Origin of the sequence: Paenibacillus tyrphae (genome assembly GCF_000722545.1) — a bacterium.
In the GTDB taxonomy this organism is placed as follows: domain Bacteria; phylum Bacillota; class Bacilli; order Paenibacillales; family NBRC-103111; genus Paenibacillus_G; species Paenibacillus_G tyrfis.
The window spans coordinates 86,199-110,229 of record NZ_JNVM01000002.1; the positions used below are offsets into that span (position 1 = coordinate 86,199).

Sequence of the window (24,031 nt, forward strand, 5' to 3'; positions counted from 1 at the left end):
GCCGGCCAGTTCGAGACAGATGCGCAGCTTAAAACGCAAACTCTTTATTTTCGAATAATGGATCTGCGGGGTTCAGACCGTCCGCCAGTTCGATTTCTTCCAACGGAATGTGAGGATTGGCCGTAACCGCCTGTAAGATCGCCAGGAAATCTTGCGAAAGCTGCTCCATCGTGTTCTTTTTAAACAATTTGGTCCGGTAAACGATGCTGCAGGCAAGCTCGTCGCCCTGCTCCATGACTGTAAAGCTCAGGTCGAACTTGGAGCTTCCATTCTCCCGAACCTGACGGGTGAAGGTTAACGATTCGATCCCGTGCTCCTGGCGTTCGAGGTTCTGGAGCGTGAACATCGTATCGAACAGCGGATTGCGGCTTACATCCTTGGCTGCGTCAAGCTGCTCGACCAACTTTTCGAACGGATAGTCCTGATGCTCGAAGGCTTGCAGGGCATTTTCTTTTACTTCCTGCAGGTAGCCCAGGAAGGTTTTTCCTTCCGATGGATAATTCCGCAGCGGCAAGGTGCCGACAAACATTCCGATGACGCCCTGTAGTTCCTCCGACAATCTGCCGGCGATCGGAGTGCCCACGATCATATCTTCCTGTCCGCTGTATTGGGACAGCAGGACCGTATAGGCGGCAAGCAGAACCATGAACAGCGTGCTGCCGCTGGCATCGGCCAGCCCCTTCACGGCTTCGGTCAAAGCCCGATCCGCCGCAAAGTCGATCTGCGCCCCCTCGAAGCTAAGCCGCGCAGGCCGCGGGTAGTCGGTCGGCAGATGCAAGACGGGCAAATCCCCGGACAAGGCTTCAAGCCAGTAGCTTTCCAGCTGTCCGTAACGCTCTTCGGACGCTTGCCGAAGCTGCCATGCGGCATAGTCTTTATATTGAATCCGCAACGGCGGAAGCGTCTCGCCCCCATAGAGGCGGACAAACTCTTGGATTAAGATCCCCATAGAGACGCCGTCCGAAATGATGTGATGCATATCAAACAGCAGGGTGTAACGGTCCAGCTTATGCTCGATTAATCCGACGCGCAGCAGCGGCGGCTTCTCCAGAGGGAAGGCGCGTACGAATCCGGCCATGTAGGCTTCGGCTTCCGCTTCTTCAGCCTGGATGTATTCCACGTCAAATTGCGCTTCGCGGTAGATCCTCTGCACCAGTTCGCCGTCAACCATCTCAAAGCCGGTGCGCAGCGATTCGTGACGCACGATCAGCTCGCGGAACGCCGCTTCCAGACGCAGCGGGTCAAGCGGTCCGTCGACGGACATGACGTTCGGCATGTTGTAGCTGAGCTCTCCACCTTCCAGGTGGCTCAAAATATATAGCTGCTTCTGTGCAGAAGTTACCGGGTAGTAATCTCTTTCCTCGACGACCGGAATGGTTTCGTACGCAGTATGACCCATAGATGCGATCACTTTCCCCAATGCTTCGATCGTCGGAGCTTGGAACACTTCTTTCAACGGAACGCGGATGTGAAGTTCCTTATGAATTTTGGCCGCCATCGTCGTCGCTCGTAAAGAGTGCCCGCCGAGGTCGAAGAAATTGTCATTTATCCCGATACGCGGGACGCCAAGCACCTCCTGCCAAATCCGCGCGAGCCGAAGTTCGAGCGGAGTTCGAGGCGCGACATACTTCGCGTTGAGCTGCAGGCTTCCCTCCGGGGCCGGCAGCGCTTTACGGTCGACCTTGCCGTTGGACGTCAGCGGCATCGCATCGAGCTGGATGAAGTACGACGGGAGCATGTAATTCGGCAGTTCGGCGGAAAGAGCCTGTTTGAGCCCGCCAGCCGTCAGCTCGGTGTCCGCTACAAAATAGGCGCACAGCTGCTTTTGTCCCTCTTCGTCCTCGCGTGCGATGACAATCGCCTCTCGCACCGTCTCCACCTTCAACAGCTGCGCTTCGAGCTCGCCCAGTTCAATCCGGTAGCCGCGGATTTTCACCTGATGGTCGATCCGGCCCAAATACTCGATGCTGCCGTCCGGCAGCCAGCGCGCGAGGTCGCCTGCCCGGTACATCCGCTCACCCGCTGCAAACGGATGCTCCACAAAGCGCTCCGCCGTCAGGTCCGCGCGGTTCAAATAGCCTCGTGCCAGCCCGTCCCCAGCCACATACAGCTCTCCGGGAACTCCGACCGGCTGCAATTGCCGCTGCTCGTTCATAATGTACGCGCTCAGCGTCGGGATCGGCTTTCCAATGTTGCTTTTGCCTTCCGCGATTTCACGCTCGGTGATCTCCTTGTACGTCACGTGCACCGTCGTTTCCGTGATACCGTACATATTGATCAGCTGCACGTGCGGATATTTCGCCTTCCAGCTTTTCAGCAGCGCCGGACTTAACGCTTCCCCGCCGAAAATGATCTGTCTTAACTTCAATTCTTTGCTGTCGTGGCTCAGCTCTTCCTGCATCAGCTGGTAGAAATATGTCGGCGTCTGGTTCAGTATCGTGACCTGCTCCACCTTCAGCAGATCGCAGAACTGTTGCGGGCTTCGTGCCGTCATCGCCGGCACTATGATCAACCGGCCTCCGTACAGCAGCGCCCCGTACATCTCCCAAACCGAGAAATCGAAGCAGTACGAATGGAATAGCGTCCACGTATCCGACGGTCCGAAGTCAAACAAATTCCGGTCGTTAAACAGCAGCCGCACGACATTTTTGTGCTCGATTAGCGTTCCTTTCGGCTTGCCCGTGGTTCCGGACGTATAAATCACATACGCCAGATCCTTCGGACCCGTAATAGGCTCCAAATTTCCGCCGTCCGGATCGTAAACTGCCGCATCGTCCAAGCCGACAAGCGTCCCTTCGAAGAAGGCGAGCTTCTCGTTCGACGGATGCTTCATCAAGAGCAGCTTCGCTCCCGAGTCCTCGAGCATGAAGCGGATGCGCTCCTCCGGATACTCCGGATCGATCGGCACATACGCGCCGCCGGCTTTCAGGATCGCGAGGATGCCGACGATCATTTCCAGCGAGCGGTCTACCATGATACCGACCAGCGTATCCGCTTGGACGCCTTCAGCCCTCAGCGTCCGCGCCAGCCGGTTCGCCCGCTCGTTCAGCTCGCCGTATGTCAGTTGGCTCTCCTCGTAGACGACCGCGACCTGCTCCGGCGCGCGCTCCGCCTGTTCCTCGAACAGTGCGTGGATCGTTTTATCCCGCGGATAGTCCGCCTCCGTATCGTTGAACCGGACTTGAATCTGCGTCTGCTCCTCCGGCGTCAGCACATTCAGCTCGCCAACGCGAATCTGCGGATGAGCCGCAATCTGTTCCAATACGCGAACCAGATGTCCGTAAATCCGCTCCACCGCCGCCTGGTCATAGACGCACGCGTTATACTCCATCCGCAATGCGATCTCATCGCCAGGAACCACGATCAGGTTGAAATCGTAATTCGTTTGCTCCGATATATGAACGTCCTTGATCTCAAAGCTGACGGAACGATGGCCTCCGAGCTGCTCCATCTGCTGATCGACAGGATAGTTCTCGAACACCATAATGTGATCGATCAGGCCTGACTTATGCTCGCTTTGCGCCTGAATCTCGTAGAGCGGGTACGTCTCGTACGCCTGGCCCGCCAGCGATTGCTCCTGCACGCTTCTCATGACGGAGGCGAGGGATTGCTCCGGAACATTCTGGATGCGGACCGGGATCGTATTAATAAACAAACCGATCATCGTCTCAATGCCGGGAAGCTCCGCCGGCCTGCCGGATACGACGCTTCCGAATACGACGTCTTCGCTGCCGTTATATTTTTGCAGCAGAACGCCCCATGCCGTCTGAATCAAGGTATTCACGGTTACTCGATGCTGCTTCGCCGTGAGGTCAATATCCCGCGTCAACTTTTCCCCGAACGAGCGGGCCAGCGTCTCCGCGGCATAGACGCCGTCCTTTTTCCCGGACTTCGCCTGAGGCAGAACGGTTCCCTGCTCGTACCCCGCCAAATAGTCGCTCCAATACTGGGAAGCCGCTTCGCGATTCTGAAGCTGCAGCCATTCGATGTACCGGCCGTACGGGAGAGGGGTTCCAAGCTCCGGCCGCTTTTGCTCCAGGATGGCAAAATACGTTTCGAACACCTCTTTGGCCACCAGAGACAAGCACCAGCCGTCCATCACAATATGGTGGAAGCTCCACAGGAAACGATAGGTCTCGTCGCCGGTTCGCAGCACCGATATCCTCATCAGTGAATCCTGCCCGAGATCGAAGCCCTTGGCCTTACCCTCGCCGGCCAAGCGGTGGGCGTACGCCTCGCGCTGCTCCTCGTTCATGCAGCGCAGGTCCTCATACCGGAAGCCGGGACGCTTGTAACGGAATACGACCTGCAGCGGCTCCTCTTTCCAACCGCTATAATAGTTCGCTCTCAATACCTCATGGCGCTGCGCCAACGCGTTCAGGCTTTCTTCAAATACGGCCGCATCGAAGCTTCCCTGGAGCGTAAACGTCGTTTGCTCATAGTAGGCTCCCGAATCCGGATCCATCAAGCTATGGAACAGCATCCCCTTTTGCAGCGGCGTCAAGGTGTACACATTTTCAATCTCGCCAATATGGGCGGTCTGTTCCGCCAGCGCGTCAAGCTCCTCCAGGGTCAATTCCTTGTACAGGACATCGCTTGGCGTCAGCTCAGCGCGCTCCTTCCCAAGGCAATGCTCGACGACTTCCCGAAGGCTTGCCTTCAACAGCTCTCCCACTCGCTCCATCGTTTCTTTCCGGTACTCCTTGCCGCTGTAGCCGATCGTCAGCTTCAGCGTTCCTTCGGAAATCATGCCGTTGATATCCAGGGCGCAGGTCCGCCATGCGTTAGCGCTTATCGATGCCCCAGTCGAATAAGGGGAAAGCTGCAGAGCACTATTTTCCAAGTCTTGGTCAAATTGACCCAGATAGTTAAAGCTGATTTCCGGATGAATGGAGCCGGTGCCACCCTCTTCGGGAGCCGATAGGTACTTCAAAATTCCGTACCCGACCCCTTTGTGCGGAATCCGGCGCAGTCCTTCCTTGATTTTCTTGATTTGATCAGCCAGCCCCGTGTCCGTTCCCATCTCCAAAACGACCGGATACTGACTGGTGAACCAGCCCACCGTACGCGTAATGTCCATGTCCGGAACAATCGGCTCTCTGCCATGACCTTCCACGTTCACGACCACTTGCCCGATGCCGGTCCATGCGCGAATCGCCCGACCCAATGCGGTTAGCAGCAGGTCGTTCATTTCTGTGCCGTAGGCACGATGTGCTTCCTTGAGCAGCCGTTCCGTTTCTTCCCTCGTCCATTGGACCGTGACCGCTTCGCTGTCCCCAATCTGCGGCGCCACCTGCATGTCATCCTTCGGCAGCGGGATTACGCGTACTTGCTCCACTTGCCCCCAATACGAACGTTCGTTCTCTATCGCCGAACTTTTCGCATAGTCCGTCAAACGATCCGCCCATTGCCGGAACGAATCGGTCTTTTGCGGGAGACGAATGTCTGATCCGCTCACGGCTTGCTCATAGCCCGCCGCAAGATCTTCGAGCAATATCCGCCACGATACCCCGTCCACCGCCAAATGGTGAATGACGATCAGCAGGTGGTCACCCTCGTCGCATTGGAACAATCCCAGTTTCACCAAAGGCCCTTCGCTCAAGCTGAAGCTGCCTTGAATTTCGTCGGCCTTCGCTTCAATCGCTTGCGCGCAGTCCGTTTCGCCTTTCAGGTTCACGATTTCCAAGCTGTACGGCTCGCCTTCGTCCAAGCCTCGGTTCCACGCTTCCCAGCCCTGTTCCGTCATGCGGAAAACGAGGCGCAGCGCATCGTGATGCTCGGCGATCTTTTTCATTGTCCGGTGAAGCGCCTCTGCTTCGAAGCCGCGTTCCCGGTATAGCATGACGGCCTGGTTAAAATGATGCGGATCAGGCGACTGCCGCCCGAAGAACCAGCGCTGAATCGGCGTCAGCTCCATCGCTCCGGCAACGGTCCCCTGCTCGGCGGTTCGGTTGGCCGTTTGAACGCGTGTTCCCAGCTCCTTGACAGTCGGATACTTGAACAAATCTTTCATTTCCAGCTTGTATCCGGCCTGAAACAATCTGGAAGAAACTTGGATCGCTTTAATGGAATCGCCGCCAAGGTCGAAGAAGTTATCGTCAATCCCGATCGATCTGACACCCAGCACTCCTTGCCACACGGAAACCAATGTCTGCTCCACGGAAGTCCGGGGAGCCCTGTATTCCGCTCCCGTGTGCGCCGTTCCTTCCGGCGCCGGCAGCGCCTTGCGGTCTACTTTGCCGTTCGGCGTCAACGGCATGCGCTCCAGCTGCATGAAGTGCGCCGGAATCATGTACCCCGGCAGCGCCCCGGCCAATTCGCTTCGGAGCTCTCCGGTGATTAGCGGACGCTCCGCCGTGAAGTACGCGCAGAGCTGCTTCTGCCCGGACTCGTCCTCCCGCGCGATCACAAGCGCCTCTTTCACCGCCTCCGTCTTCATGAGCTGAGCTTCGATTTCTCCCAGTTCGATCCGATAGCCGCGAATTTTGACCTGATGGTCGATCCGTCCCAAGTATTCGGTATTTCCGTCCGGCAGCCAGCGCGCCAGATCTCCGGTCCGGTACATCCGCTTCTCCGGCGCAAACGGAACCGGCACGAATTTCTCCGCTGTCAGTTCGGGACGGTTCAGGTAACCCCTAGCCAGCCCGATCCCACTCACGCAAAGCTCTCCCGCCACCCCAATGGGCGCCAGCCTGTTCTGCGCATCGAGAATATACACCTGATGGTTGGCTATCGGACGGCCGATCGGCACCGATGTTTCCATCGCCATGTCCTGCGAATAGACCCAAGTGGTCGAGCAGATAGAATCCTCCGTCGGGCCGTAATTGTTGATATAGCGTACATGATCCTTCCACTGCCCCACCAGCTCGGCGGAGGAAGCGGAACCGGCCGTGATTAGCGTTTTCAAGCTCGGAACGTGCACCGGGTTCAAGTACACGGCATAGGTCGGAGGCAAGGTCGCCACCGTTATTCCGTTGTCCCGGACGTACTGCTCGAACAAATGATGATCCAAAATAACCGATGCGTCCGGCACATACAGCGTCGCCCCGAAAAATAAGCTCATGATCATTTCCGAGCACGACGCGTCAAAAGAAAAGCTGGCAAACTGCACAATGCGGTCCTGCTTACTGATCTGCAGTGTATGCTCGCAGAAGAACTTGAAGTTGCACACGCCCTGATGCTCGACCATCACGCCTTTCGGATTCCCGGTCGTGCCCGACGTGTAGATGACATACGCCAGCTGCTTCGGATCGACGGCCAGCCCCAGATTTGAGCCATCGTCGCTATAAGTCTGATCATCGTCCAGCAGGAGCAGCTCGCCGTCGAACGCTGCGCGATCCCGCAAATGCGACTGGACAAGCAGCAGCCGTGCGCCGGAATCTTCGAGCATGTAGCGGATGCGTTTCTCCGGATATTCCGGGTCGACCGGCACATACGCGCCGCCCGCCTTCATGACGGCGAGCACGGCGACGATCATTTCGATGGAGCGCTCGCTCATAATCGCAACCGGCTGCTCGGCCTGCACGCCCTTGGCTCGAAGCGTGCGCGCCAGGCGATTCGCCCGTTCGTTCAGCTCGCTATACGTGAGCCGTTGATCCCCGAACACAACCGCTTCCTGCTCCGGCATCCCGGCCGCCACCTGTTCGAACAGCCCGTGGATCGTCATGTCCGCAGGATACGGCCATGCCGTATCGTTGAACTCCTCTACAATTTGCGCCTTCTCCTGTGCGGTCAGAATCTCGATGGACGAAAGCGCCTCATTCGGGTCATGAACCATCTTCTCGACAAGCTGCGTAAAATGCTCCGCCATCCGCCGGATGGTTTCTTGCTTGAACAGCGTGCTCGCGTACTCGATGCTGCAAACAAGCGAGTCTGCTTCCTCCGTCACATTGAAGGTCAAATCAAACTTCGCCATTTGCTGCTGGAACGGATGCGGTGTAAACTGCAAGCCTTCGATGGTCAGTTCGCTCCGCTCTGCGTTTTGCAGAACAAACATCGTTTCGAACAGCGGACTGCGGCTTTGGTCTCTGGCCACATTCAGCTTCTCTACCAGTTCCTCGAACGGATACTCCTGATGCTCGTATGCTTTCAGCGCTTGCTCTTTGATTTCCAGCACATATTCGTTCAGCGTCTTGGTGCCCGCAGGATAGCTGCGGATCGCCAGCGTGTTCACGAACATGCCGATCAGGCCTCTCAGTTCTCCATGGGACCTTCCCGCCACCGGCGTGCCTACCACGATGTCTTCCTGTCCGGTGTATTTGTGCAGCAGAGCCGTATAAGCCGCCAATAAGACCATGTACAGGGTCGAGCCGGTTTGGACGGCGAGCTCCCGCAGCTTCTCCGTGACGGATGAAGAGACGACAAACTCGACCGACTTTCCTTCATAGCTACGCACGGCAGGTCTCGCATAATCGGTCGGCAGATCCAGCACCGGGATTTCCCCTTGGAAAAGGCTGCGCCAGTAGGCTTCCTGCGCGTTCATGCGTTCGCTGCGCAGCTCCCCTTGCTGCCATGCCGCATAGTCTTTATATTGAAGCCGAAGCGGCGCCGGTTCGTCCCCGCCGTACAACCGGACAAATTCTTCGATCAGAATGCCCATGGAAGTGCCGTCGGAGATGATATGGTGCATGTCGAAGCACAAAATATGGCGCTCCGCTTCAAGCTCAATGACTCCAATCCGCAGGAGCGGTGGCTTCCCAAGATCGAAAGCACGGATAAAGCTGCGAATGAATGCTTCGCTATCTTCCGCTTCCGGCCGCACATACTCCACCGCAAATTCGACTTCCGGATAAACGCGCTGCACCGGTTCCCCATCGGCCAGCTCAAAGCCGGTTCGAAGCGTCTCATGTCGCGCAATCAGCTTCCGGAACGCTTCTTCGAGACGACCCTTGTCCAGCGGTCCGCTGACGCTCATGACGCTCGGCATGTTGTAGCTAAGCTCTGCGCCTTCGATCTGATTCAGAATGAACAGCCGCTTCTGTGCGGATGACAACGGATAGAAGGAGCTTTCGCCAGTCAGCGGTATCGCTTCATATGCCTGCTGCTTCATACCCGCAATCTCTTGCGCCAGTTGTTCGATCGTGGGCGCTTGAAATATTTGACGCAGTGCCACATTCACGTTCAATTCTTTGTGGATTTGAGCGACCAGCGTTACCGCACGCAAGGAATGGCCGCCAATTTCAAAGAAGTTGTCCCGCACGCCAATCTCACGAAGTCGCAGGATGCCCTTCCAGATATTAGTCAACTGGACTTCCAGCGATGTCCGGGGGGCCACATATTCCGCTCCCGTGTGCACGTTACCTTCCGGCGCCGGCAGCGCCTTGCGGTCCAGCTTGCCGTTCGGCGTCAACGGCATGCGCTCCAGCTGTATGAAGTAAGACGGAATCATATACCCCGGAAGCATTCCGGCCAATTCGCTTCGGAGCTCCCCGGTGAGCAGCGGACGCTCTGCCGTGAAGTACGCGTAAAGCTGCTTTTGCCCGGACTCGTCCTCCCGCGTGATCACAAGCGCTTCCTTCACCGCCCCGACTTTTCGGAGGCGCGCCTCGATTTCTCCCAGCTCGATCCGGTAGCCCCGGATTTTGACCTGATGATCGATCCGGCCCAAGTATTCGATGTTCCCGTCCGGCAGCCAGCGCGCCAAATCTCCTGTCCGGTACATCAGGCGGTCCGGCATCAATGGATGCTTGACAAATTTCTCCGCCGTCAGCTCCGGCCGATTCAGATAGCCTCTGGCTACTCCGACCCCGGTAATGCACAGCTCGCCCGGCACCCCGATCGGCTGCAGATGGTTTCCGCCGCTCAGAACCCACATCTGCACATTCCCGAGCGGCTTGCCGATCGGCACCGCCACCGCATCGTCCATGCTCGTATCCGCCGAATATTTCGATGCATAAATCGTTGCTTCCGTCGGGCCATAAATATTTTCCAGCTTCGCCTTCAACGGCAAACTGTGGAACTGCTTGACCAGCGCGGAAGGCAGCGCCTCTCCCCCTGAAAAAATATATCTCAAGCCGTTGAGCTTTGCCGTCCCCTTCTCCCTTGCGTAGCTCAGCATAGCGCTGAACATGGAAGGAACAACGTTCATATGGGTAATTCCCTGCTCTTCGATCGCCTGCTCGATGGCCGCCGGGTCCTTCTCCAGTCCCTGCCGCAGGATGACGAGCTTGCCTTTTCCGAAAAACCAGCCGAACAATTCCGGCACGGAGATATCGAAGGTATAGGTCGTCTTCAGAAGAAAAGCGTCGCCCGGGAGCATCGGATACTCGTTCTCCAGCTGGGTCAACATATTTACGACCGACCGATGCTCGACCATAACCCCCTTGGGGGCGCCTGTCGATCCGGAGGTGTACAGGACGTAAGCCAAATGCTGCGGACCTGCCGCCGCTTCCAGGTTAGTTGCGTCCTGATGATAAACCGCTTCATCCCGGAGGTCCAGAAGCTTGCCGTCAAAAGCAACCTCCTCCGGCAGAGGACGCTGCACCAGCAGCAGCTTCGCCCCGGAATCCTCCAGCATGTAGCGGATGCGGTCCTGCGGATACTCCGGGTCAATCGGCACATACGCGCCGCCGGCTTTCAAGACGGCCAAAATGCCGATCACCATCTCCAAGGAGCGCTCCGCCACAATGCATACCCGCTCGTCCGGACGTATGCCTTCGGCTCTTATCGTTCGCGCGAGACGGTTCGCTTTTTCGTTGATCTGGCGGTAGGTCAGACGGCTTGCTTCATAGACGACAGCCACCTCTTCCGGCATCCGTTCCGCCTGTTCTTCAAGCAGCCTGTGGATCGTCATGTCGGAAGGATACGGCCGCGCCGTGTCGTTGAACACATCCGCAATATGCGCTTTCTCCTGCTCGGAAACGATATCTACGGACGAAAGCGTTGCATTCGGATCGTGAATGACCTGCTCGATCAGCTGCGCAAAATGCTGCGCGATCCGCCGAATGGTTTCCGGCTTGAACAGCGAGGCGGCATATTCCAAGCTGCATGCGAGACCGTCCGCTTCCTCAACCACCGACAAGCTCAGATCGAACTTGGCTGTAGTATGTTCGTAAGGACGAGGCGTAAACTGCAGCCCGTCAATAAGCAGCTCCCCCTGCTCTGCGTTCTGCAGAACAAACATCGTGTCAAACAGCGCATTACGGCTCATATCGCGCTTGATTTCCAGGTTTTCCACCAATTGTTCAAATGGGTATTCCTGGTTCTCATAAGCTTTTAACGCAGCTTCCTTGATCTCTTCGACATAGCTCAGGAACGTTTTTTCCCCGGCCGGGTAATTGCGCACAGCCAGCGTGTTCACGAACATCCCGATCAGATGGCCCAAATCCGCATGCCGTCTTCCGGCAACCGGGGTGCCTACAACGATGTCTTCCTGACCTGTGTATTTATGCAGTAGGGCTGTATAGGCGGCGAGCAAGACCATGTACAGCGTCGAACCGGATTGTGCAGCGATCTGCCGCAATCCTTCCATTCCAGAGCGATCGATGGCAAATTGGAGCATCCCGCCCTCATAGCTCTGTACAGCGGGTCTTGCATAATCGGTCGGCATATGGAGCACCGGGAGCTCGCCTTTGAACACGTCCAACCAATACGCTTCCTGCGCCTTCATCCGTTCGCTCTGTTCCTCCGCTTGCTGCCATACGGCATAATCCTTGTACTGAATCCGAAGCGGAAGAAGGTCCTCGCCTTTGTAGAGACGAACGAATTCCTGGATCAAAATGCCCAGGGAGGCGCCGTCGGAAACGATATGGTGCATGTCGATACATAAGTGATGACGTCGGGGCCCGACTTCGATCAGCCCGACCCGCAGAAGCGGGGGCTTCCGTAGATCGAACGGACGGACGAATCTGCGAATGTGCTCGTCCGCCTCATGTTCCGACGCCTGCACGAGCTCCACCGCAAAAGCGGCATCCGGGCAAATCCTTTGCACCGGTTCTCCATCAACCAGTTCAAAGCCGGTCCGCAAAACTTCATGACGCTCGATCAACATCCTGAATGCTTCTTCGAGCCGGAGGCGGTCCAACGGGCCTTCGACCGTCAAGACGGCGGGCATGTTGTAGCTAAGATGCGCGCCTTCGATTTCGCTTAAAATATACAACCGTTTTTGCGCGGAAGAGACCGGGTAAAAGTCGCTTTTCTCCGTTACCCCTATGGCTGAATGCTCGGCTTGCTCCATCCCCGCAATCGCTGCCGCCAAGGCTTCAATTGTCGGCGATTGAAACATCTCCTTGAGCGGCACGTTTCGTCCCATCTCTTGGTGAATTTTGGCCGTCACCGTTGTTGCCCGCAAAGAGTGTCCTCCGATATCGAAGAAGTTATCCTTGACCCCGATTTGCTTCCTTCCGAGCACTTCTTGCCAAATGCGGACCAACTGCCTTTCCTCCTGAGTCCGGGGGGCGACGTATTCAGCTCCGGCCAGCGCTGTCTCCTCCGGGGCAGGCAGCGCTTTGCGGTCGATCTTGCCGTTAGGCGAAAGCGGCATCCGTTCGAGCTGCACAAAATAAGATGGAATCATATACCCTGGCAGCTCGCTGGACAGCATTCCCTTGAGCTCGCTCACCGTCAGCTGCCGGTCCGCCGTGAAATAGGCGCAGAGGAGCTTTTGTCCGTCTTGGCCATCCCGGGCCAACACGACCGCTTCCTGCACCGGCGCCGTTTTGAATAGCTCGGCTTCGATCTCTCCCAGCTCGATCCGGTAACCGCGGATTTTCACCTGATGGTCGATCCGGCCCAGGTATTCGATGTTGCCGTCCGGCATCCAGCGCGCCAGATCGCCTGTCCGGTACATCCGTCCGCCTTCTTCGAACGGATTGTCCACGAATTTCTCCGCCGTCAGCTCAGGGCGGTGCAGATATCCCCGCGCCAGTCCGTCGCCCGCGATGCACAGCTCGCCAGGCACGCCGACCGGCTGCAGCTGCCCGGTGCCCGGCGCCACAATATACAGCCGGATATTCGAGATCGGCTTGCCGATCGGCACCGACGCATACGCCTCCTCCGGCTCGCAGTTGAAGTACGACACATCGACCGTCGCTTCCGTCGGGCCGTACAGGTTGATCAGCCGCGCTCCGTTCACCGGCGCGATGAACCGGTGGAACCGGTCCGTTTGCGAAGTCGTCAATGCTTCCCCACTTGCAAACACCCGCCGAATGGACGCCAGCTTTTTCGCCAGCTCGCCCTCCGGCTGCCCCTCCGCGTATTCCAGGAAGACGTGCAGCATCGCCGGAACAAAATGCAGGATCGTCACACCTTGTTCGTCGATCGTTGTGAGGATCTGCTCGGGGTTCTTCTCCCCGCCGGGCGGCAGCAGGCACACCTTGGCGCCCACGAAGCTCCACCAGAACAGCTCCCACACCGACACGTCGAAGGTAATGGCCGTCTTCTGCAGGATCGTATCCTCGCTGCCGATCGGATACGCCTCTTGCATCCACGTCAGCCGGTTGATCACCGGACGGTGCTCCACCATAACCCCCTTCGGCTTGCCCGTCGAACCCGACGTGTAGATGACGTACGCCATATGGTCCGGTCCGGCTATCGGCTCCAAATTCGAACCGTCCTCGTGGTACACGGACTCGTCCTCCAGCTCGATGACCGTCCCGGCGAAAGCGGTACGTTCCTTCAAGTGACGCTGCGTGACCAGCAGCCCGGCTCCCGAATCGTCCAGCATATAGCGGATGCGCTCCTCGGGGTAGTCCGGTTGAATCGGCACGTAGGCGCCGCCTGCTTTCAGGATCGCATAGATCCCCACCAGCATCTCCGGCGACCGCTCGGCGATGATCCCGACCGGCCGGTCCGGCTGCACACCCTGCGTACGCAAGGTTCTTGCCAGCCGGTTCGCCCGCTCGTTCAGCTCCCGGTACGTCATCCGGCTGCTTCCGCACACGACCGCCGTCTGCTCCGGCGTCCGCTCCGCCTGCTCCTCGAACAGTCCGTGAATCGTCTTATCCTGCGGATACGCCGCCGCCGTATCGTTGAACACGCCGAGAATCGCCGTTTTTTCCTCGGCCGTAATGATGTCCAAAGTCGATAGACTCGCCCCAGGATCCTTCGTCATGGCGTCGATCAATTGGACGAAGTGCTTCGTCATCCGCTCGATGGTCTCCGGCTTGTACAAGGAAGAAGCGTATTCCAGATGGCAGACAAGCTCTTCCGCTTCTTCCACCGCGTGGAAGGTCAAATCGAACTTCGCCGTATCATGGACATCGGGGAGCGAATTGAATTGCAGCCCTTCAATGACCCACCTGCCCTGCTCCCCGTTTTGCAGGACGAACATGGTGTCAAATAACGGGTTACGGCTTAAATCCCGGCTTAGATGAAGCTTTTCGACCAATCTTTCGAACGGGTAATCCTGATTATCGTAGGCTTTCAGCGCCTGCTCCTTCACTTCCTCCAAATAGCTCAGGAACGATTTTTCTCCCGCAGGGAAATTGCGGATAGGCAGCGTTCCCACGAACATGCCGATCAAGTTCTCAAGATCCGTATGCCCTCTTCCGGCAACCGGAGTTCCCACGATGATGTCTTCCTGCCCCGTATATTTATGCAAAAGAGCCGTGTAAGCGGCCAGCAGCACCATATACAAGGTTGCTCCGCTTTGTGCGGCAATCCGCCGCAGCTCTTGCATTCGATTTCGGTCGATGACAAACTCGATTGCATTTCCTTCAAAGCTTTGTACGGCCGGTCTTGCATAGTCGGCCGGCATGTTCAATACCGGGAGCTCTCCGCCGAAGACATCCAGCCAGTAGGCTTCCTGGGCTTTCCTTCGTTCTTCCTGTGCTTCCGTCTGCTGCCAGACGGTGTAATCCTTATATTGGATCGGAAGCGGGTGCAGCTTCTCTCCGCGATACAAACGGCCGAATTCTTCGATCAGGATGCGGACGGAAGCGCCGTCGGATATGATATGGTGCATATCGAACAGCAGGATATGGCGGTTGTGCTCCTGTTCGATAAGTCCCACCCGGAAGAGAGGCGGCTGCTGCAGATCGAACGGCCGTACAAATTGCCGGATACGTTCCTCCGCTTCCGCGTCTCCCCCCTCCATAAACTCCACGGAAAAGTCAACATGGGGGTAGATCCGCTGTACCGGTTCCCCGTTTACCGTCACGAATCCCGTCCGCAGCGACTCATGCCGCTCCATCAGCTTGCGGAACGCTTGCTCCAGACGCTCACGATCGAGCGGGCCTTCGACTACCATAGCCTTCGGCATATTATAGCTGAGCTCGGCGCCCTTCAGCTGGTTCAAAATGTACAGCCGTTTTTGGGCCGAAGATACCGGATAATAGTCTCTCTGCTCAATTGCCGGAATAGGCTCCTGCGCTTGATGATCCATGCGAGCGATCACCTGTGCCATGCCTTCGAGCGTAGGCGTCAAAAACACTTCGCGGACAAGCAGATTCTTCTGCATCTCCTTATGTATTTTGGCCGTCAAAGCCGCCGCCCGCAGCGAATGGCCACCCCTGTCGAAGAAGTTGTCCTTGACTCCGATCTGCGGAAGACCGAGCACTTCCTGCCAAATTTCGGCCAGCTTCGCTTCCACGGGCGTCCGGGGCTCTACGTATTCCACTGCGCCTGTCCTGATTTCTTCCGGAGCCGGGAGCGCTTTGCGGTCGATCTTGCCGTTCGGGGTAAGCGACATCTGCTCCACCTGCATCAAATAAGCGGGAACCATATAGCCCGGCAGTTCCTTGATCAGCTCGGCTTTAAGCTCATCTGGGGAAAGCGGACGATCCGAAGTGTAATACGCCGCCAGTTGCTTTTGTCCGGCCTCGTCTTCACGGGCAATGACAACCGCTGTCTGTACGGACGCAATCTTCGAGAGATAGGCCTCCACCTCGCCGAGCTCGATGCGGTAACCGCGGATTTTCACCTGCCCGTCCATCCGGCCTTTGTATTCCAACGTACCGTCGGCGCGCCAGCGAACCAGGTCTCCCGTCCGATAGCAGCGCTCTCCCTCCCGCACCGGGCTGGCGATAAATTTCTCCGCCGTCAGCTCCGGCCGGTTCAAGTACCCCCGCGCCACGCCGTCTCCGCCGACGATCAGCTCGCCCCAAGCGCCGATAGGCTGCAGCTTTAATGCGCTGTCTACCACGTAAGCGGTCGAGTTCCGGATCGGACGGCCGATCGGCACCGTATCTATCTGCTCGCCGGTAATCGCGTAGGTTGTAGAGAACGTCGTATTTTCCGTCGGGCCATAGCCGTTCACGATGCAAAGTCCCGGATGATCTCGCAGCACCCGGTTAATATGCGGCACCGACAGCGCGTCCCCGCCGACGAGCAGCGTCTTCAAGCCGCCAAACAGCCTACTGTCCTCCTGGGATAGCTGGTTGAAGAGCGGTGAAGTCAGCCACATGGTCGTAATGCCGTACTGCTGAATCGCCTGCTTCAACTTCGCCGCGTTCAGAATGACGTCCTGGCTCGTGAGATAAAGTTCTCCGCCGTTCAGCAGCACTCCCCAGATTTCAAACGTGGAAGCGTCAAACGCCACCGCGCCCGTCTGCAAAATGCGCGTCTCTTCATAGAGGTCAGCGAAGTTCGTGTTTTTCACCAGACGAACCACATTGCGGTGCTCGACCATGACCCCTTTCGGCTTGCCCGTCGTTCCGGACGTATACATGATATAAGCCAAATCCGTCGGGCCGGCTGCGGTATCCGGATTTGAGCTGTCGTCGCTGTAGACATCGTCTTGGCTCAAATCGACGATTTTACCCGCAAAATCGGCGCCCATCCGTTCGCCGTCCTGCACAAGCAGCAGCTTCGCGCCCGAATCCTCCAGCATATACCGGATACGCTCCTCGGGATACTCCGGATCGATCGGCACATAAGCGCCCCCGGCTTTCAGAATACCGAGGATGCCGACGATCATCTCCAGAGAACGCTCGGCCATAAGGCCGACGGGTTGATCCGGGCATACGCCTTCGCTCCGCAAAGTCCGCGCCAGCTTGTTCGCCTGCTCGTTCAATTCCCGGTACGTCAGCCCATGCCCCTCGAAAGCAACGGCAAGCCGCTCCGGCGACCGCTCCGCTTGTTCTTCAAAGATCTGTTGGATTGTTTTGTTCCGGGGATAATCTATCGCCGTATCGTTGAATACCGATACAAGAGTATGCCTCTCCTCCTCACTAACCAAGGATACCCGGGACACGGTTTCGTGCGGATGACAAACGATATAATCGGCAATCTCAAGCAAATGCTCGGTCATCCGCTTCACTTCGGCTTCGTCAAACAATTCCGTGCGATAATCCACAATCAGCTCTATCCGCTGCTCATCGGGCATTTCCTTGACGTGTATGACAAAATCGTTCACTTCGTGGCCGCAGAATTGATTGCGGGTTTGGACGCTGAGATTGTCGAAGTGTACCCATCTCATCGGCTGATATTCCACCGCAACGCTGAACAGCCGGCCCAGGTCCCTATTATTGTGCAGCTCTCTTACGTCTTGGATAAGCTGGTTGTACGGGTATTTTTGATGGCGCATGATCGTGCTCTGCTCCTTCGCCACCGTCCGCAAAAACGACACCAGATTCTCGTCCGGCTCCACGCCGACCCGGACCGCCACGGTGCTTGCAAACATTCCTAACGTCTCTTTTTCTTTTTTCGAGCTCCGATTGCCGTAGATGGCTCCGATCGTTACCTCGCGCTCGTTCGTCATTTTATGCAAATAAATATAGATGGCGCCTAAGAAAAACGTGAATGCGCCTATATTATGTGCTTCCCAAAACGTTTTCAGTTTGGCGTAAAATTCACCGCTGACCGCTGTGTTGTTCCGCTTTGCAACCGTACTTGCCGACAGGTGATTATACGTTTTTAGTCCGGTCGCTTCCGGAAGGGTTTGAAACTTATCGAGCCAGTACGCCCTGTCTTTTTTGAAACGTTCCGATTGCTCGTACTCGATTTCGGTTTGAATATAGTCCAAATACGAATGCGTCGCTTCGCCGGAAGGAGACTCCCCTCGGACCAGCTCCAAATAGGTGTGCATGATCCCATTGCCGATCAGCCCCATGGAAATACCGTCGGAGATGACATGATGCATTTTTAAGTTGCACCGGACTTCATGCTCGTTGACTTTGAGAATCGTAAATTCGTACAAGTCGGAATGAAGCAGCTCCATCGGCTTCCGATTGTTGAGCTCCACCCACTCCTCTACGTCCTGGCCGCCTGCGGAAAAATCCAAGTACCCGATTTCGGCCGGCTGATAAGGCTGAACATACTGCTTCGGCTCACCGTCCTCCGTCAGCAGCCGAATGCGCAAAGCCTCGTTCCGTTCAATAAGCAGTTGGACGGACCGAGCCAGAGCTTCCCGATCGACCTGGCCTTTCATGATAATGGCTCCCGAGAGCATGCAGGCGGCGCTGTTCGGATACAGCAATTCCGTATACCATATTCTTTGCTGCGCCCGGGTTAAAGGAAATAATTGAAGACTCGTCGTACTCACATGAATTCCTCCTCGTTGAAATTACGGATGGCAGCGGACAAGCGGTTTCAAACGCTTATCCGACATAATCTTTGACCCATGAGATCTGAGGTGGTCTAGACACGAATATCCGAAACGTTTTCGGAAATCGATAAAAGAAGTTCTTGTTGACGGAGTCAATGAATTGTCTGGAATAGCATTACAAAATATAAACAAATATGATAATTAATTAAAATTTTACTTATACATTATAACTCCCTATATATTCCATGTATATACATAATATGTGATTATTTTGTAAACAAATACATAATATGACGATTCATTGAAAATTAAGGTTCTCATCCTAATCCGCAAAATAAACCAAATCATGGATATAATTACTCTAAATCCGGAGGTTACTATATGTAAAATTAAGTTAATTTTATAAAATTATATAAATTTTCTATTGACTTCTATGAAAACATAATAATATCCTTAATTTAACAAATTTAGGAGGTGTTTATATGAAAAGGAAATTATTATCCATCGGTTTAACTGCTATCTTAACAATTGTTGGCGCGAGTTCTGCATTAGCTGTTCCAGGTGATTCTACTGCCGTAACAGCCTTGCCCAATGCAAGCGATCAAACGAGAGGTATTGCAGGAGCCGATACGAATGGAAAAATCACGTTGCAATCCCGAGGTTCAAGCTCTGCTTATTTGTGGGAATCATGTCCAGGCAATGGAAAAAGAATGGTTGATCTGTACACATCGTCTATCAAAACCGAAGATTCTAGTGTTGTTTATATGAAAACAGGCTGCACTTATTACGGCTACGTAACATCTAATGGTTCTTCTTCCGCCACTCTCTATCTTCGAAACTACAATTAATCATTGAAAAAACAGCGCTTTCTTTAAATTTAAGAAGGCGCTGTTTTTCGATAAATTTAACGTTGGGAAAAATCCCACCTGCTTCGAGTTGTTGCTATTGATAATACTTTGAGTCACACGCCCGCCTCTATCTGCTGATGGAAGACCTCAAGCGCTTGTCTCACCTCGTCGGCCGTATCCATCGTCAGTACACGCTCTGCCAAGACGGTACACTCGCTTCGATTCACATGGACGATGACCTTTTTCACCTTGGAAAGCGAAGATGCGGACATGTTCCATTCGTGAAGGCCCAAGCCGACCAATAGAGGGGCGGTAAGCGGGTCCCCGGCCATCGTTCCGCACATTCCCGTCCACTTGCCGTGACGGACCGACGCATCGATAACCTGTTTCACCAATTTGATCACGGCCGAACGGAACATCCGGCATCTCATGCACCTTCTCCAGCCATGGGGTGATTTATAAATGATTCCACTGTATTATATCCAAAAAAATTACATTTTATGATACTTTTGTTTGTGTTCATTAAAGTCAGTTCAATGTCGCCATCAGTTGCTTCGCTTCCAAATACAGGACCTGCACGAATTTTTTTGTATTGATTTTATGGTTTACATGAGACTTGCTGTTTTCTTCAAGCTCGATCATTCTTTTCCGAACTTCCATAAAATCGAAAAACTTCACGGCGTAATTTTCAAACTTGGGATTGGTATAATCCGTTATGCCTAACGAGGCGAGATGATTCAGCGCATGAGATATCGCTCTCCGTACACGTTGTTCAGCCGCCTTGATTTCTTTTTGTACGAGCTCGGAGTGAACGGATCGCTCCCCAAGTTTTTTCGACGAGATATGCCAAAAGAGGTCTTTTAAAGCCGGAAATTCATCCTTTACCGTTGGCTCCGATTCACCTTGGACCAAATACTCCAACATATCCAGCAGGTCATGGGTTCCGCTTTCTCCCGTCATCCCAAGCTCCGACAACAAATAATTGCCGCAAGCCAGAATGGTCGCCTCTCCTAGCCGTTGAGTCCTTTTTTCGTTTAGATCAGTCGGAGAAAGAACATCGATCGATTGCCTGATGGTTTGAATCGACGTTTCAAGCAGCATGCTTTCCATCACTTTCTTAACGATCGCTATGAGCTCAATCCGGTTTATAGGCTTAAGGACGTAATATTCGATGCCCAGCGAGTAGGTATGACTGACGATGTCTTTCGAGCCAACCTCGGATAGCATAATGATCTTTCCCAAGAATACGGGGACTAGTGCACGAACGGTCTCGATTCCGTCCCGGTTAGGCATGAGGACGTCAACGAAAAGAATATCCACTTGGTTCATGATGATCGATTGAGCATCAACCTTCGCTCCATCCTCCGCTTCACCCACGACTTGGCCGAGCCCCTCATCTTCAATGATTTGCGCCAGCATGAGACGCACCGCAGGGTCATCGTCTACAATAAAAAACCTCATGACTTTGCCTCTCCAATGGCCATGTCGCTCACGAATGCCCCTCCCGCTGCTGCCATACTTATCAATAACGCTTTCACTCCCTCGGCCGGAAAAGGCATGTATCCAGTAGTTTCCATAAATCAAGCTCACTTTGAACATAACATCTCGACTACTAAAAAATATAAAATTCTACACGACGTTTGAAGCGCTTCTTAGTTTGAAGGTCGGAAGACGCACGATAAATGTCGTGCCGATGCCTTCTTCGGAAGACCCGACGGCAATCTCCCCATCGAGCGAATGGACGATATCCCGCACATGCGACAGTCCGATCCCAGCTGCGGCTACCCCGCTTTCGTTATATTTTGTCGTGAATCCGGGTTGAAAAATAATACCGCGATGCGATTCCCGAATGCCGCATCCCGTATCGGAAACAACGAAGACCGTCTCCGCCGTATCTTCATACACGCGTACCCCGATGGTCCCATGCTCTTGGATGGCTTCCACCGCGTTCGAGACGAGGTTATTCACAATGGTTAGCAAGGGAATAAAATCGGCTGTTCGGTAATCCGCAGAGAGATCGGTCGTGAACTTGATTTTCTTTTGGAACATGCGGCTGTACTTATGATTCGCTTTTACGACAAAGCCGAGCATTTCCGCCAAACTCATATCGACAACGATTTCACTGTCGTATAATTTGGTCAGGCCGGCCAAGATGCGCTGGGAATCCTTCTTGACTTCGTGAATCTGCTGGGCGATGCTTAAGGCTTCTTGGCCGTAACGCTCCAGATTTTCTTCTTTTAATTTGGAATAAAGAAGGTAGCTCTGCTCGGTAATCGCTTCGATCGTGCCCATGGATTTTTGCAAATAGAACGTTTCCCCGTACAGCCCCGTACCCACATGCAGCATCTGCTCCATCCGTTTTTCCTTCTCGGCATGAAGGACGCGCATTTGGCCGATCATGATGCTGCTGTACAGCCCGATGACAAAATAACTGCGTACCACGGTAAGGATCAGTAAAAGAAGCCAGTCGTCCCAATCCATCACATTTACGCCGAGCAGCAGCCATCGCAAGAAAAGTTCGGCCCCATTCGAGATCAGATCGATTCCCGAGACAAGCCCGCCTAGCCTAAGGGGGTTATATTCGTGAATTGTTGTTCGAAGCCTGTCCATGCAGAGAGCAAACACGATATAATATACACCGGCCGCCACATTATTCTGAAGGCTTGCCGTGAAAGAAAGCGGGGTCGAGTGGGTCAGCCATTCAGTCCCCTGAAAGCATACGCTGAATATTCCCGTTATGATCCCGATCTTGAGGTAAGGCAAGTGGCGCATAAACAACAAGAAGAATAAAAACGTACTGGCACCAAGCCCCATACGAAAATAATCTCCATGAAACGGATACACTTTGATTTCAGCCCCAATAGCCGTCGTTAGGGCGATAAGCAGAATTTGCATCGTTTCATTTTTGAGAAACCTCCTCACCTGAGTTCCCCCTATGGCGATATTTTTTAAAATGAGTATAAACGAATGAGGATTCATCCGCCAATAGTTCAAATTCGGGTCTCTGCGAAGCTTGGGAGCTTTTTTTAATAAAATCGGTCAAGGAAGAGGATTATGGCGGATCATGTCGAAATGAAGTGGGAACTTCATTGGAAAATAAGGAGGGGAATACCATGTCCGGACCGTTCGGGATTCGCTGTACCGAAAAGAATAAAATCAGTCTTGCCACCCTGTTAACCGGGCTGGTCTCCCTTTCTGTTGCGCTTACTTTGACGATTCTGCTTCTCGCGTCTTATCATTCCAATAAGGAATCGTTATTCGAAACGACCTTTGCGTTGAACTATTCGGCAGCGACTAAAATGAGCCATTCCATCGATTCCTTATTCCAATCGATGCGGGCCGGTCTGGCCTATACCGGTGCCCGTCTTTCGGCCGGCGATCTATCGGATTCGCAAGAAATGCAGAGGCAGCTTGAAGCGCTGCGCTTAGGCAGCCATTATTTCAACTCGATCGCCGTCGTGGACGAAACAGGTCTTGTCCGCGGTGTGGACCCGCCTTCCGTCGGCACGGCCGGACTGCACATCGCAACGGAAGCGACCAAAGAAGCGCTCGCAGTAAAAAAGTCCTATATATCCAAGCCCTACTATTCGGTTAACGGACGGCTTATCGTTTTTATGAGCGAGCCGCTTTTCGATAAAGACGGCATATACCGCGGTTATATCGGAGGCAGTCTTTATTTGCAGGAAAACAATATATTGAATATGATGTTCGGCATGCATAATCTCAATAGCGACGGTTCGTACTTTTACGTCGTAAGTTCCAACGGTTATTTATTGTTTCATCCGGACAAATCCCGGATTGGCGAAGATGGCAGCGCCAATCTAATCGTCCAGAAGGTGCTTCGGGGTGAAAGCGGATACGATCAGGTGACCAACTCCCAAGGAATCACCTTTCTTGCCGGCTATTCTCCCGTTCTGGAAAACGGCTGGGGAGTCGTCGTTCAGTCCCCCATCAACGTCGTTTACGACGAATTGAACCGCAATATTCACACGCTCCTGCTGTATACTCTGGCACCTTTCGCCGTATTGATGATCACCGCCATCTGGCTTGCCCGGCGCTTGGCCCATCCGTTCGTGTCTCTTGCCAACCTGGCCGGCAGATTGGGCCGAGGCGAAAGAATCGTTCTTCCGGACGTCAAGCATCACTGGAACCGGGAAGCCGACTTGTTGACCCAGACGATTACGCTTGCGTTAAGCGATTTGCAGAAGCAGACCGAGCAGTTGGCTCATGCCGCCATGACCGATTCTTTAACGGGGTTAACGAACCGAAGGACGTTTGAATCCATTATGACGCAATGGACGGAAGAGCAGTACTCCTTCGCCCTTATTGTCATGGATATCGACCGGTTCAAATCCATCAACGATACCTACGGCCATCAGGCGGGCGACGAAGTATTGAAGCACCTGGCCCACGTCGTCACTTCGTCCGTAGGCCCCCATGACCTATGCTGCCGCTACGGCGGAGAGGAATTTGTCGTGCTTCTGCCGCTCGCCACCGTGCCGGAAGCATTGATCACGGCGGAGCGAATTCGTACAGCTTTTGAAACGAGGGAAAATCCTCTCGGAACCCCCGTAACGATCTCGTCAGGCATCGCCCACTTCCCATCCCACGCCGAATCGGCTGACATGCTGTTTCAGCGGGCCGACCACGCTTTGTATCGGGCCAAGGAAGCGGGGAAAAACCGAACCATCGTGGCCGACTAGAAAACGGAGCGTTTCCACATGATTCGAATCGTGGAGGCGCTCCGTTCGTTGTGCCG

6 protein-coding genes are annotated in these 24,031 nt (G+C 54.6%); 2 read left to right on the plus strand and 4 right to left on the minus strand.

Annotation, left to right across the window (positions count from 1 at the left end; genetic code table 11):
* Positions 1 to 28: 28 nt before the first annotated feature.
* A complete protein-coding gene (locus ET33_RS01050) occupies positions 29 to 18,421 on the minus strand; it encodes a non-ribosomal peptide synthetase (RefSeq protein ID WP_036675334.1) in 18,393 nt (6,130 codons plus the stop codon).
* A 485-nt stretch (positions 18,422 to 18,906) separates the two neighbouring features.
* Here ET33_RS01050 and ET33_RS38295 point away from each other — a divergent pair, with 485 nt between their 5' ends.
* Positions 18,907 to 19,272, plus strand: a complete 366-nt coding sequence (locus ET33_RS38295; protein WP_144028774.1) for a hypothetical protein — start codon at positions 18,907 to 18,909, stop codon at positions 19,270 to 19,272.
* 113 nt (positions 19,273 to 19,385) lie between these two features.
* Here the strand turns inward: ET33_RS38295 and ET33_RS01055 are convergent, their stop codons facing one another.
* From ET33_RS01055 to ET33_RS01065, 3 genes are all read right to left on the minus strand, one after another.
* Complete coding sequence (locus ET33_RS01055; protein WP_036675337.1) at positions 19,386 to 19,703, minus strand: putative PEP-binding protein; 318 nt, start codon at positions 19,701 to 19,703, stop codon at positions 19,386 to 19,388.
* A gap of 97 nt (positions 19,704 to 19,800) precedes the next feature.
* Positions 19,801 to 20,733 carry a response regulator gene (locus ET33_RS01060; protein WP_036675339.1) on the minus strand — a complete coding sequence of 311 codons (933 nt, stop codon included), beginning with the start codon at positions 20,731 to 20,733 and terminating at the stop codon, positions 19,801 to 19,803.
* 168 nt (positions 20,734 to 20,901) lie between these two features.
* Entirely contained in the window at positions 20,902 to 22,194 is a 1,293-nt protein-coding gene (locus ET33_RS01065) for a sensor histidine kinase (protein WP_051775015.1), read from the minus strand.
* A 191-nt stretch (positions 22,195 to 22,385) separates the two neighbouring features.
* On the opposite strand from ET33_RS01065, the gene ET33_RS01070 reads away from it, so the two are divergent.
* Positions 22,386 to 23,975, plus strand: a complete 1,590-nt coding sequence (locus ET33_RS01070) for a sensor domain-containing diguanylate cyclase (protein ID WP_036675344.1) — start codon at positions 22,386 to 22,388, stop codon at positions 23,973 to 23,975.
* The last annotated feature ends 56 nt before the right edge of the window (positions 23,976 to 24,031 follow it).

Bases quoted from the DNA above. Each gene is read 5' to 3' on its own strand.
- ET33_RS38295 (WP_144028774.1), top strand. From the start codon at position 18,907: ATGAAAAGGAAATTATTATCCATCGGTTTAACTGCTATCTTAACAATT.
- ET33_RS01055 (WP_036675337.1), bottom strand. From the start codon at position 19,703: ATGAGATGCCGGATGTTCCGTTCGGCCGTGATCAAATTGGTGAAACAG.
- ET33_RS01060 (WP_036675339.1), bottom strand. From the start codon at position 20,733: ATGAGGTTTTTTATTGTAGACGATGACCCTGCGGTGCGTCTCATGCTG.
- ET33_RS01070 (WP_036675344.1), top strand. From the start codon at position 22,386: ATGTCCGGACCGTTCGGGATTCGCTGTACCGAAAAGAATAAAATCAGT.